Origin of the sequence: Caballeronia sp. SBC1, assembly GCF_011493005.1 — a bacterium.
In the GTDB taxonomy this organism is placed as follows: Bacteria; Pseudomonadota; Gammaproteobacteria; order Burkholderiales; family Burkholderiaceae; genus Caballeronia.
Genome location: NZ_CP049159.1, coordinates 101399 through 113905, shown reverse-complemented (window position 1 = coordinate 113905; position 12507 = coordinate 101399). Strand labels below are relative to the sequence as shown.

The 12507-nt window shown below is 60.8% G+C and carries 12 protein-coding genes and 2 pseudogenes; 5 read left to right on the top strand and 9 right to left on the bottom strand.

Translation table 11 applies throughout. The features are described from left to right. Positions 1-10 precede the first annotated feature (10 nt). The 3 genes from SBC1_RS35520 to SBC1_RS35510 form a co-directional block, all read right to left on the bottom strand. Complete coding sequence (locus SBC1_RS35520; RefSeq protein ID WP_165105754.1) at positions 11-319, bottom strand: hypothetical protein; 309 nt, start codon at positions 317-319, stop codon at positions 11-13. Positions 320-771: 452 nt separating this feature from the next. Further along, positions 772-1284 carry an IS630 family transposase gene (locus SBC1_RS40250; RefSeq protein WP_241202502.1) on the bottom strand — a complete coding sequence of 171 codons (513 nt, stop codon included), beginning with the start codon at positions 1282-1284 and terminating at the stop codon, positions 772-774. Continuing rightward, on the bottom strand, positions 1284-1829 hold the full coding sequence (locus SBC1_RS35510; RefSeq protein ID WP_165105756.1) for a winged helix-turn-helix domain-containing protein: 546 nt from the start codon (positions 1827-1829) through the stop codon (positions 1284-1286). Before SBC1_RS35510 ends, SBC1_RS40250 begins: the two co-directional genes overlap by 1 nt. Positions 1830-1913: 84 nt before the next feature. Here SBC1_RS35510 and SBC1_RS35505 point away from each other — a divergent pair. The 3 genes and pseudogenes from SBC1_RS35505 to SBC1_RS35495 all read left to right on the top strand — a co-directional run. Then, positions 1914-2081: pseudogene (locus SBC1_RS35505) on the top strand (PRC-barrel domain-containing protein); the annotation flags it as partial. Between the two features lie 69 nt (positions 2082-2150). Beyond that, positions 2151-3236, top strand: a complete 1086-nt coding sequence (locus SBC1_RS35500; RefSeq protein WP_165105758.1) for an IS630-like element ISBmu8 family transposase — start codon at positions 2151-2153, stop codon at positions 3234-3236. 9 nt (positions 3237-3245) lie between these two features. Continuing rightward, positions 3246-3554, top strand: a pseudogene (locus tag SBC1_RS35495) (PRC-barrel domain-containing protein); the annotation flags it as partial. A 163-nt stretch (positions 3555-3717) separates the two neighbouring features. Here the strand turns inward: SBC1_RS35495 and SBC1_RS35490 are convergent. After that, positions 3718-3882, bottom strand: coding sequence for a hypothetical protein (locus SBC1_RS35490; RefSeq protein WP_165105002.1), 165 nt, complete (start codon positions 3880-3882; stop codon positions 3718-3720). A gap of 316 nt (positions 3883-4198) precedes the next feature. Between SBC1_RS35490 and SBC1_RS35485 the strand changes: the two genes are divergently transcribed. Beyond that, on the top strand, positions 4199-5803 hold the full coding sequence (locus tag SBC1_RS35485) for an AI-2E family transporter (RefSeq protein ID WP_165105761.1): 1605 nt from the start codon (positions 4199-4201) through the stop codon (positions 5801-5803). Between the two features lie 14 nt (positions 5804-5817). Here SBC1_RS35485 and SBC1_RS35480 read toward each other — a convergent pair whose 3' ends face one another. After that, positions 5818-7143, bottom strand: a complete 1326-nt coding sequence (locus SBC1_RS35480) for an IS110 family transposase (RefSeq protein ID WP_165092324.1) — start codon at positions 7141-7143, stop codon at positions 5818-5820. Between the two features lie 292 nt (positions 7144-7435). Further along, the gene (locus SBC1_RS35475; protein WP_165092324.1) at positions 7436-8761 is read right to left on the bottom strand and encodes an IS110 family transposase; all 1326 of its coding nucleotides are present in this window, start codon (positions 8759-8761) and stop codon (positions 7436-7438) included. A 361-nt stretch (positions 8762-9122) separates the two neighbouring features. Between SBC1_RS35475 and SBC1_RS35470 the strand changes: the two genes are divergently transcribed. Further along, the gene (locus tag SBC1_RS35470) at positions 9123-9452 is read left to right on the top strand and encodes a hypothetical protein (RefSeq protein ID WP_165105764.1); all 330 of its coding nucleotides are present in this window, start codon (positions 9123-9125) and stop codon (positions 9450-9452) included. A gap of 325 nt (positions 9453-9777) precedes the next feature. On the opposite strand, the gene SBC1_RS35465 is transcribed toward SBC1_RS35470, so the two are convergent. From SBC1_RS35465 to SBC1_RS35460, 3 genes are all read right to left on the bottom strand, one after another. After that, complete coding sequence (locus tag SBC1_RS35465; protein WP_165105766.1) at positions 9778-10479, bottom strand: glycosyltransferase family 2 protein; 702 nt, start codon at positions 10477-10479, stop codon at positions 9778-9780. A gap of 448 nt (positions 10480-10927) precedes the next feature. Next, positions 10928-11164, bottom strand: coding sequence for a DUF6723 family protein (locus tag SBC1_RS40730; RefSeq protein WP_370469737.1), 237 nt, complete (start codon positions 11162-11164; stop codon positions 10928-10930). A 140-nt stretch (positions 11165-11304) separates the two neighbouring features. Continuing rightward, positions 11305-11769 carry a hypothetical protein gene (locus tag SBC1_RS35460; RefSeq protein WP_165105769.1) on the bottom strand — a complete coding sequence of 155 codons (465 nt, stop codon included), beginning with the start codon at positions 11767-11769 and terminating at the stop codon, positions 11305-11307. Positions 11770-12507 lie beyond the last annotated feature (738 nt).

Below are 12507 nucleotides of genomic sequence, written 5' to 3'. Positions count from 1 at the left end.
CAGCGCCCCGTCAATAGGGCTTCTTCATACCGCTGGCTGAGGCAGGCGCGTCCATCGTCCCCTTTTTCATTTTTGTCTGCGAATTGCCTGACGACGTTCCCATTGTGCTCGAACCCGACGCCCCCGACGTTGAACCGGTAGTGCCGTTTCCATTTGGCGTCGCCGTCCCCGTTCCACCCTGTCCAGCGCCGTTGCCTCCCGCCGCCCCACCGGCGCCGCCTGTACCAGCGCCACCACCGCCTGCACCCTGCGCGTGAGCAGCACCGCCGAAACTCAAAATCAACGCCGAAACCAACAGTCCCTTTGTCGAAAATCGCATGGCAGTCTCCTTCACTCACGAGGCGGAGAGTTGCGCAACGGCACATCCCGCTATAAGGAGGCAGCCGCAATCGACATGCCATCACGGCCCATAGGGCGAGGGCGCCTCTGCTAGGGTCGGGACGACTTTTGTCGACGTTTGTCGCTTCTTCCAAGCTAAATTCAATGGACTTAATTCCACACGGAAAACGGTGTCGCTTGATCCACACATGGTTGTGGCCAAGTCGAATGTTAATGATGCAGCTAAAGAGGAGCGCGAAATGGAACGGCTGAGCAGGAAACACCGCGGGATTTTTAAACACGTTTAGAAAAGAGAGACGCACGTGAGAGTCCTCCTTGCAAACTGGGACGCATCGAGTGATTCAACCGGTATGTGCTGACGCTAAACTCGCCATCCCGTACCGCCGATAGCTCGGGTACGCCGCTTGCGCAATGGAAGAGCTAATTCAATTTCTAATTCAATAGTGAATCAATGATCCACGGCCACGCGACGATGGAATGAACCCGTTGGTGATCCAGTTCAAGGTGGCGAAGCGAGTCGCACAGATGGTGTTCGAGCGCATCGATACTGTCGAATACGCGGTTGTGAAAGGACTTTTCGCGCAGATCATCCCAGAGATGTTCAACGGGATTGAGCTCGGGCGAATATGGCGGAAGTGTGAGCAGGCGCAGGTTGTGCGCCAGTCTGAGTGCAGCACTCTGATGCCACCCGGCGCCGTCGAGAACCATCACGATGCGCTCGTCGGGATGGCGCGCGCAGACCTCATCGAGAAACAGCTGCATGCAGGCGGCGTTGACGTGCGGCAGGATCAGCGAGTCGAGCACGCCATCGGTCACCGAGACGGCCGCATAAGCGTAGGTGTACTCCTGCGTCACCATGGCCTGACACAACGGACGAACCGGTTTGGGGCACCAGCAACGCCGCGTATCGGAGATGCGACCGAAGCGCGCTTCGTCTTGAAACATCAGCCGGATCGGCCCTTGGCCCGGCCACGCGCGGTCGATTTCGAGGAGGAAGTCGGGAAGTTTTTTTCCCAGGCCTCCTGGGCGGCCACATCGGCTTTGGGGTGTCGCTTGTCAGGCGCGAGCTTGCGCCAGCCATGACGGTGTAGCAGGTTGTAGGCGGAGGCCAGGGCAACCTTGCGTCCCAGCCGTTCATCCAGCGCCCGCTTGATCTCGCCGACCACGAGGATGCCGCCCACCTTGGCCTTCTCGAAGAAGGGCGCAAGAAAGGTCACTTCTTCCTCCCACGTCATATTCTCGCGGCGTCGACCGCCCGGCCTGGGGCGGTCGACTTCGGGCATCCCGCCAGCCAGAATGAAGCGCCGGCGCAACTGACAGGCCCAGCCAACCGATACGCCGATCGCTTGCGCAGCCTGCGCGAGCGTCAGACCGAATTCGAGCGGTAACAGTACCGCTTGAGCCTGCCGCAACTCATCCACCGTTCTGGCCTCGACAATGAGTTTCTTTGCACGTTCAAGAACCTCACCGCCTGTCGCTTGACGAACCATCGCGCGCACCTCTACATGGAAGGTGTGCTTATTATTACACTATTGAATTAGAAATTGAATAACATCTTTTTGAGGAGGTGAATCATGGGCTCAATTAACCCGCAAGGTGCCGCCCGAGGCGGAGCTGACATCGTTGGCGGCGGTATTGGCGAAGGGCCGGGGCCGGACATCATGGCCGCAGCGACGCTTGACGGGAACAAGGTGATGTCGGCAGACGGCGAGCATGTGGGAAAAATTTCAGACATCATGCTAGTGTAGTGCGTCACAAATAATGCAACTTAATCGCGATTTACGAGTCTCCTTGATACGGAGGGAGAACTCATGCGAATCGCGGCGAAAGTTGAGCTAAGTGAAGCACAGCGCAAACAGTTAAAGACGTGGGCTACTGGCCGAACGATTCCGGTTCGACTGGCTGAGCGCGCCAAGATGATTTTGCTTGCAGCGCAGGGCAAGACAGACAAAGAGATCGGTGCGGACCTGGCTATCTGGCGAGGCACAGTAGCACGCTGGCGCGCTCGCTTTATAGCTGACGGTGTGACGGGGATCGAGCGGGATGAGACGCGACCCGGGCGCAAGCCGAAGATCTCCGCGCGTAAGGTCAAGACCGTTGTGGCACTGACGACGCAGCAACGTCCGGATAACGCGACGCATTGGAGCACACGCAGCATGGCAGCGGTGGCCGGCATAAGTGAGGCGAGCGTGCGGCGCATCTGGCAGGCGCATGGCCTCAAGCCGCATCGGTTAGAGAGCTTCAAGGTATCGAACGACAAGCACTTTGCCGAGAAGCTCGAGGACATCGTCGGGCTGTATCTCGATCCCCCGGAGCACGCCTTGGTCCTGTGCTGCGATGAGAAGTCCCAGATCCAGGCGCTTGATCGGACCCAGCCGGGCTTGCCGCTCAAGCGAGGTCGCGCTCAAACGATGACGCACGATTACAAGCGCCATGGTGTGACGACGCTGTTTGCCGCGATGAACACGCTCGATGGCAGTGTCATTGGCCAGTGCCAGACTAAACATCGTCACCAGGAGTGGCTGAGCTTCTTGCGCAAGATCGATCGCAACACGCCCAAGGACAAGGAGCTGCATTTGATCGCTGACAACTATGCAACCCATAAGCATCCCGAAGTACAGGCATGGATTACCAAGCACCCGCGATTCCACATGCATTTCACGCCCACCAGTGCCTCTTGGCTCAACATGGTCGAACGCTTCTTTCGTGACTTATCAGTGAACCAGTTGCGACGTGCGGCGTTCCGCTCGGTACCCGAATTGGTCAGCACAATCGAACAGTACGTGCAGAAGCACAATCGTCATCCGAAACCATTCATCTGGACAGCAAAAGCCTCCGACATCCTCGCGAAAGTCACGCGTGCCAGGGCCAAACTGAATAAGATGCAATCTGTTTGACGCAGACCACTAGACGTTCGTGGCGGACGCATCGCCTACGCGGTCCTGTCCGAGGGCGGCTTCCTCGGGATGGGGTCTAAACTACATGCGATCCCGTGGAGTGCGCTGGCTCTCGACACCGCAGAGAAGTGCTTCTATGTTGACCTTTCAGCGCAGCGTCTCAAGGACGACCCGGGCTTCGACAAGGACCACTGGCCATCGATGGCAGACGCGACGTGGGGAACGTCGACGCACAGCTACTACAACCGGCAGTCGTACTGGTCAGCGACTAAAGACGTGGTGGAAGGTGATCCTGACATCAAGCCGCTCGAACATTGAAATCACGAGTAAGCCGTCCGCGTCGGATGGCCAGCCGTCGCTCTGCACTGCCGCGTTGCGGCGGCGTAGACGCGGCTTTCAGCGTCTGAGAACGGTGTAGGACCACTTCTATTTCGTAACAAGCGCGCCGAGACAGAAGAGGGCGGGGTCCGCGGTACGGTTTTCACCGCGCTGTTCCGAATAGCGGTCGCGCCGTCGCACCAAAGGTTAGCCACAAGTCGGCGCAACGCGTCGTGGGTTTGTTCACGATTTCGCCGCCGTCCGGATTAACCCAATGAATCTGCATCACGTTCTTCGCGATATCCACGCCCACGATCGTATACGTCATGATGGCCACTCCGATTTGCCAGTTAAGACCTTCATGATCCTCCAGCTTTGGCACCTCGATTCCGTCAGCCTGTGAGTGAGGGTCTACATTCAGTGAGGGTCTACATTCTGCTGCATATCCTCGCCGCTTGGCGGGCCGTTCATTCCGTTCGCACCAGCGCCGAACGTTTGATAGCTGACGACGACCCCGCGCTCGAACAACCACATCTTCAATGTCGTGCAGGCTCAACTGAAAGCGGAAATACCAGTGCACGTCGCAACTGATGACCGCCGTCGGAAAACGATACCCGTGATAGAGCAATCTGCTGAGACACCAAATGAACGACCCGTGCCCCCCCAACGTACCGCCCGCGAACGTGCTGGCACCCGAAGCGCCCGGCTGGCGGGCGCTTACGTCGGTGGTCGCCGGCGTCACGGTGATTGGTGCGTTGTACTTCGGACGCGAGGCACTGATACCCATCACGTTGGCCGTGCTGCTGAGCTTCCTGGTCGAGCCATTCGTCGAGCTCTTGCGGCGGTGCAAGCTCGGGCAGATTCCTTCGGTGGTCGTTGCGGTTCTTGTTGCATTGGGTTTCGTGCTTGCGGTTGGCGCTTTGATTGGTGCGCAGGTCGCCCAACTCGCCGGCTCGTTGCCTCAGTACCAAGTGGCGATCGAGCGTAAGGTCGTGCGCCTGCAGGAACTGACGACTGGGCGCCCCGACGCGCTTCTGGGCAACGCTGCGAGCGCGCTGAAGCGCGTGACCCCGACTCATACGCCGCCCCCAACGACGGGTGGCAATGCCGCGGCTGAAACCAACGACTCGCCCATGCAGGTCGAGGTGTATGAGCCGTCGCCGTCGGCGCTCCAGCTTGCGCAGCGCTTCTTGTCGCCCGTCATCAATCCACTTGAAACCACTGGCATCGTGCTTGTCGTTGCTATCGTTACTCCGTTGCAGCGCGTCGACCTGCGTGACCGACTGATTCGGCTGTTCGGATCACGCGATCTGCATCGCACCGCGACCGCGCTGGACGAAGCCGCGCGACGCCTGAGCCGCTATTTTTTGGCACAGCTCGGGATCAATTTCGGTGTTGGAATTATCGTGTCGATCGGGCTCACCGTGATCGGTGTGCCGGGGGCATTGCTGTTCGGGCTGCTGACCGTGTTGCTGCGTTTCGTTCCCTACGTGGGCACGTGGGTCGCAGCGCTGCTTGCGATGACTCTCGCTGCTACCGTCGGACCGGGCTGGACGATGCTGGTCTGGACGGTGGCGCTGTTCGGTATGACCGATGTGATCGCACGCCACGTCGTCGAGCCGATGCTGTGGAAGCACAGCACGGGCCTTTCGCCGCTCGCCGTGATCGTCGCGGCCATCTTCTGGAGCTGGATCTGGGGGCCCATCGGGTTCGTGTTGTCCACACCGCTCACGCTCTGCCTTCTGGTTCTCGGGCGTCATGTGGACAGACTCGGATTTCTCGACGTGCTCTTCGGTGATCAGCCCGCGCTCACGCCTGCGCATAACTTTTACCAGCGCCTGCTGGCAAACGATCCAACGCAAGCGCTGGTGCAGGCGGAAACCATACTGCAAGAGCGCTCGCTCACGGCGTACTACGACGAAGTCGCGCTCGAAGGCCTGCGATTTGCGCACGGCGATCTGGTTCGCGGCGTCGTGACGGTTGCTCAGCTTCAGCGCATCAAAGAATCGGCACTTGATATTGTTGAAGACCTTGAAGAAGCCGTCGGCCTGCGTCCGCCGGTGAATGTAGAGAAGGACTTGCAGGCGGCCCATACTGGATCGGAAGACCCGCAAGCGCATGAAGCGCCGCCGACCGTGTTTGACGCGACGCTGGAAGGCCACACATCGTCCGTGTTGTGTATCGCAGGGCGCGGAGAGTTGGACGAACTTGCAGCGATTATTGCGATCCAGCTCTTGAGAAACAATTAGGATAACCCCATGTTTCAAGGGGTTTGCGCGGCTGGGGTAATCTGGAAGCCGAGAGCAGTCGCGCGGCGCCTGAGGGCATCGATGCTGCGTTGACGCTGCTGTTCTTCGTAATGCTGCTGGCCCTGGTCGACGAAGGCTTCGCCCCGCGTGAGCATGAAGTACACCATGCGGGCGAGCTTATGGGCGACGGCGGTATTCGCACGCGGCTTGTCCATACGTGAGCACAACCGCCGATAAAACGCGCCCAGCGCCGAGTCGTTGCGCGACAGGCTCATCGCGGCCAGCTTGAGCGCCTGGCGCACCCGGTTGGTGGAACGCCGGGTGCGCGCACTAAGCACCTTGCCGCCGCTGACCTTGGTGCCAGGACACAGTCCCAGCCACGAACAGAAGTGCTTGACGTTGGCAAAGCGACTCAGGTCCGGGCCGATCTCCGAGAGTATCGTCATTACCGTGGTGACCGCCAGGCCGTTGATGCGCGTCAGGTCCACGCCCGCCCAGCGCGCCAGGGCCGTGCGTGCATCAAACTGCGGGGTGTTCTTGCCGCGCCGCTTGCCCGGCCCGCTGAGTTCGACCTCGTGGCAGCCCAGTGGCGCCAGTAACGCCTCGATCTTCGCGTCGCACTCGAGCACCCGCTGGGCCAGGCTGTCGACCATCGCCAGGGCCTGCCCGAGCACGAACAGGTGCTCCTCGCGCCAGTTGCCTGTCAGCGCCCGCTCGATGTCGCGCTCGCTGGCCTTGACGCGGCCGTTGCGATGCCGGGCCAGCACTTTGGGGTCACGCTCGCCGGCCACAATCGCCCGCACGATCGCCTGCCCGGTCATGCCCATCACGTCGGTGAGCACCTCGGTCAGTTGCAGGTTCATCTGCACCAGCGCCTTCTGCATGCGCTGCACCCAGTCGGCCTGTTCGGTGAGCAGCACCTCGCGCTGACGGACCACCGCGCGCACCACGCAGACCTCATCGCCCGGGCGCCAGGCCGCGCGCAGCAACCCCAGGCTCATGAGCTTCTGCAGCCATTGGCAGTCCTGCACGTCACTCTTGCGTCCCGGTACGTACTTCATCTGCCGCGCGTCGACCAGCCACACCACCAGTCCGCGCCGCTCTAGCACCTCGTAGACCGGGATCCAGTAGACCCCGGTCGACTCTAGTGCCACGGTGTCGACCCCGCACGAGAGCAGCCAGTCGGCCATCGCGTTCAGGTCATCGGTCATCGCCCCGAATTCACGCACCGGCTCGTCATCTGCCTGTCGGGGCACCGCTACCCAGTGGCTCGAGCCGCCCACATCGATCCCCGCTGCGTTCGGGAACACCTCGTCTTCTTCTCGCTTGCGCATCGCCATCGCCTGCTCCAGAATCGTGAGTGAACGGCAGCGCCATGGGAATCGTCGAAATTGACTCGATCTCTTGAACGGGATGCGGCTTGCGCCGCTCACCACTGTCGCCGACGAATCCCGGACCATGCTCTTAAGCGGGCTCACTCCACGGCGTGCATGCCGCGAGCGCGCACCATTGGTCTGCCGGTCATCGCAGCGCTGCCGTTCACCGGTATACCTCATCTCCGTTTCTCCGCCAACGCCGAGCCCGGCACGGGCTTGAAATGCTCTTGAGAAACAATTAGGATAACCCCATGTTTCAAGGGGTTTGCGCGGCTGGGGTAATCTGGAAGCCGAGAGCAGTCGCGCGGCGCCTGAGGGCATCGATGCTGCGTTGACGCTGCTGTTCTTCGTAATGCTGCTGGCCCTGGTCGACGAAGGCTTCGCCCCGCGTGAGCATGAAGTACACCATGCGGGCGAGCTTATGGGCGACGGCGGTATTCGCACGCGGCTTGTCCATACGTGAGCACAACCGCCGATAAAACGCGCCCAGCGCCGAGTCGTTGCGCGACAGGCTCATCGCGGCCAGCTTGAGCGCCTGGCGCACCCGGTTGGTGGAACGCCGGGTGCGCGCACTAAGCACCTTGCCGCCGCTGACCTTGGTGCCAGGACACAGTCCCAGCCACGAACAGAAGTGCTTGACGTTGGCAAAGCGACTCAGGTCCGGGCCGATCTCCGAGAGTATCGTCATTACCGTGGTGACCGCCAGGCCGTTGATGCGCGTCAGGTCCACGCCCGCCCAGCGCGCCAGGGCCGTGCGTGCATCAAACTGCGGGGTGTTCTTGCCGCGCCGCTTGCCCGGCCCGCTGAGTTCGACCTCGTGGCAGCCCAGTGGCGCCAGTAACGCCTCGATCTTCGCGTCGCACTCGAGCACCCGCTGGGCCAGGCTGTCGACCATCGCCAGGGCCTGCCCGAGCACGAACAGGTGCTCCTCGCGCCAGTTGCCTGTCAGCGCCCGCTCGATGTCGCGCTCGCTGGCCTTGACGCGGCCGTTGCGATGCCGGGCCAGCACTTTGGGGTCACGCTCGCCGGCCACAATCGCCCGCACGATCGCCTGCCCGGTCATGCCCATCACGTCGGTGAGCACCTCGGTCAGTTGCAGGTTCATCTGCACCAGCGCCTTCTGCATGCGCTGCACCCAGTCGGCCTGTTCGGTGAGCAGCACCTCGCGCTGACGGACCACCGCGCGCACCACGCAGACCTCATCGCCCGGGCGCCAGGCCGCGCGCAGCAACCCCAGGCTCATGAGCTTCTGCAGCCATTGGCAGTCCTGCACGTCACTCTTGCGTCCCGGTACGTACTTCATCTGCCGCGCGTCGACCAGCCACACCACCAGTCCGCGCCGCTCTAGCACCTCGTAGACCGGGATCCAGTAGACCCCGGTCGACTCTAGTGCCACGGTGTCGACCCCGCACGAGAGCAGCCAGTCGGCCATCGCGTTCAGGTCATCGGTCATCGCCCCGAATTCACGCACCGGCTCGTCATCTGCCTGTCGGGGCACCGCTACCCAGTGGCTCGAGCCGCCCACATCGATCCCCGCTGCGTTCGGGAACACCTCGTCTTCTTCTCGCTTGCGCATCGCCATCGCCTGCTCCAGAATCGTGAGTGAACGGCAGCGCCATGGGAATCGTCGAAATTGACTCGATCTCTTGAACGGGATGCGGCTTGCGCCGCTCACCACTGTCGCCGACGAATCCCGGACCATGCTCTTAAGCGGGCTCACTCCACGGCGTGCATGCCGCGAGCGCGCACCATTGGTCTGCCGGTCATCGCAGCGCTGCCGTTCACCGGTATACCTCATCTCCGTTTCTCCGCCAACGCCGAGCCCGGCACGGGCTTGAAATGCTCTTAAGAAACACGGGTTAGATACACATCTGGCGAGTTACGAGCACTTTTCGCGCAGCCGTTTTGGCGAAGTTGATCTCACTGGCGTGTCGATAGTTTGTGTGGTGTCGCTTGACGCTGCTGACCATCAGCCGTACCTGCGCAATCTATTGCGTCGGCTGCGTCAACGTGCCAATGCAGTGGATCTGATCGTGGGCCTTATCGCCTCGGGAAGTTCGTGGCCTAGCGACTTCCCGGTGCGCGCAATTTCGGCGGCAAAATCGTTTCGCGAACTGGTCGACCTCAGTATCGAGGCGGCTCGACGCCGATCGCGCGAGACCGCGTCGTCACGCGGTCCCGGCGCAGCGCCTGGATTCATAGAACCGGCTGTCGCCACAGCCGGCCAAGCCGCTGAAGCCAGCACACTCACAACTACAGGCGACGCGGTCTAAACGGACCACGACTATCGGCGTCGAACGGACGCGACGCTTGTAGATTGCGCTCGCGCAAAGTGGTCGGCGGCAAGCCCTGCGCAATGTACGCGACTACCCGTGGGCGTGTCACCAAAGGTCAACCTATGATGAATGTATGCCCTGAACGATGGCGGTTGTTTTCGCTGCAACGAGTACCGAGACAATGCTGTGGGCAGCCGCTTCTTGTCCGCTAGTGAACTCGACGATGCCATTTCAAAGTCACGATGGTGCGTTGCGCGAGGGCATTAAATCCACCGCGTGTTGATCGGCCGCGAGGGTACCGCATTCAGTTCTATCTTTTTGCTCATACGGGTTCGCGTTGTCCTAAGGGGATCGGTCCCGCGCGCGGGGTTAGCCGGCGGCTGACTTCACGCAAGGTTGCGCCAAATCCCTTGGGGGCTCTTGAGTCTAGCCGAGCACTGGTCACGACGCGGGGCGCTGCACTCCACGCAATCGTTACCTCGGCGGCGATCAGCGCTTGTACCAGCGCGACATCTTCATTAGATTCAAGCGGTAGAAAGCCACCGACCAGGAGGTAGGCTTCGGCCGAAACGCCGAGATTGGCGCCGTGGATGTGACGGTGCCCGTCAGCGTCACAGTAGGTGGTAAGAAACTGCTCGCGCACGGCATCGCAATGCCCGGTCCAGTCTTGAATGCTGATCACCCCACACACGGCGTCGGCACCGCATTCGAGTTGCTGAACGAGCCAATCGGCCGCCACCACCGTGTCGGCATCGGTAAAGGCGAGCCAGCGGACCTGTTGCGTTAGCGCGGCCTTGGCGCCCGTCGCGCGCGCGACTCCTACATTGCGTGTCTGAACAAGCAGTATGTCCGCACCCAGCGACTGTGCAACGACGCCCGTCTCGTCCGTGCAACTATCGAGAACGACGATGATCCGCACCTCCTCGCCGCGAAGCGCGGGGTGCCTAGCCGCTTGTATCACCGAAAGTACGCACGGGCCAATGCAACGGACTTCGTTGTGGGCCGGAATGATGACGCCAATCACGGGTTCTCCGTCTTTTTATTGGGTGGCTCGGTCCAGCTCCGATGCCCGTTAAATCCGGCTCACGCATGAAGCATTCCACGTATATGGAGAAGCCGTGGCGCAACAGGCGTGACCGTGTTGGAACAGGAGGTAAGGGCGCAAGTGCGATATGCAGGTTACGGTGGGAACGGCGAATGCGGCGGTACACCGCAACATGGCCGGCCATCCGTTTCAATCGATCCAAGGTGCGTTCGATCACCGGCTCCTGGCGAGAGGAAATCTACAAAATTGCTCGGTTGACCGCATGCGCTTGCTGTTGGCGATTCGCACTGCAACGCAAACGCATGGCGGTCGTGAGCTCATGAATCCGCAGAGTTGACTCGAAAGGCAATGCTCATTCAGCCCCGCGTTCGGCGATGCCGTTTTTTGCTCAGTCGTCGCAATGGATAGTCGACCTCCGGTATGAGGGTTAGGTCTCCGGGTTCTCTATATCATCGGCGACGATTTGCGCACCATAAATGGTGGCAGCGCTCCTGGCCTCAAGTGCCGTAGAAAAAGGACCAATAACGGGCGCGCCCGTGAAAGGGAATAGGAGGCGGCCGTCGGTCTTGCGAACGACCTTGAGGGTGCCGATATGCATACCCCCAGCGTCTATATGGGACGACGCGTATATTTTGAAGTCGCTTTGCGTGTTGGGTGCCGGCATAGGCAAACCTCAGGGACTTAACGTTCGGACACGGTGTGACTTTCTCAACGTCCGCGCGGGAGCCTCGCGGACAACTCAAACGGGCTTTTCGACCCGAGAACTGGTATGGGTTCACGACCCTCAAGTCCTGCCGGTCTTTCCTACTCTTGGCTACGGCAGATTCTCCTGTAGGGCGAGAAGCGCCAATGACCGCTAGGGTCCTTCAGTGCCACCGCGCCGTGCTCGTACAAGACTTCGCATATGATGGTCAGTTTTAGGGCGTTGGTTTCGTTGACAACAAGCAGTGTGCGCGCGGAAGCGTCGTTGACTGAAGGGTCGACGTCCCTGTCAACGAACACGGGCGAGCCGGTGCCCAAACCGCGAAAACGGTTGGCCGTGCCCACCGTCCCTTGGTGTTCGCCGTGTGCCACGTACTCTGCGCTGTCCAGCGCCCGCGGTTCTACCTCTAGGGGATCCTCGCCCTCTACGAATCGTGCGTCCGCGTTGTGCTGTCCCGTCCGATAGAGATGGCCGTCATCGCGGCACAATCCTAATAGCTGCAGAGCGCGAAGCGCTTCATGGGCATCGCGATACGACGAAAAGAGTCCAACGATGACTTGAGGCATTCTCGCCCTCCGTTCGTCGTCAAGTGCTTGATGCCGCTGACGGGCGTGAGATTGGAGCCAGCCCGACACCCCTTGGCACGGCAGAAGTTGTCCGAGTGTTTGGATGAGCAGGTCGATGCCGCTTGGTGTGCACCGATGCAGTTCTGCAGCGCGACCTGCTTCACCGCTCTAGCTCGGACGCCGCCGCTGCATCAGTGTTTGGAAAAGAAGTTGCATTGACTAGCATCAGCGCACGGGGTTGGACGTGGAGGCGCCCCGGCCTCGCTTCGTGTGGCCACAACCCCGCCGTATGACATGTCCGTGCTGGATTGAGCGGAAGCATTCGCGTCATCCTGCAAGCTCGCCCGTGCAGACGGCTGCGCACGCAGGTGCATGTCCTGTGCGTTCGTGATGCTCGCCGACACAAGTAAGATGGCACCGATCACGGTTACAAAATAAGCAGATTTCATGTCGATACTCCCTGCTTGATATTTGGTGGCCTAAGTCCTCTTCTCAGCACATGATGGGTTTAAAGGATTGCTCGCCACCTACGGCGTACGTTCCGACCGGGCAGCGCTCCCAGGATGCGCGTGCCACAGAGAATTCCGCGTAACGATGCCCATGAATCTAGGTGTTTACACCGGACAAATCGCGGTCGAACGCATGCCGAGAATCGTGGGCGTGCGCGAGGTACGCTCGATGCGCGCTTCTAATTTGGTTATAGGTCGCGGTCACGAAATTGACAGGCGAATCGGATGC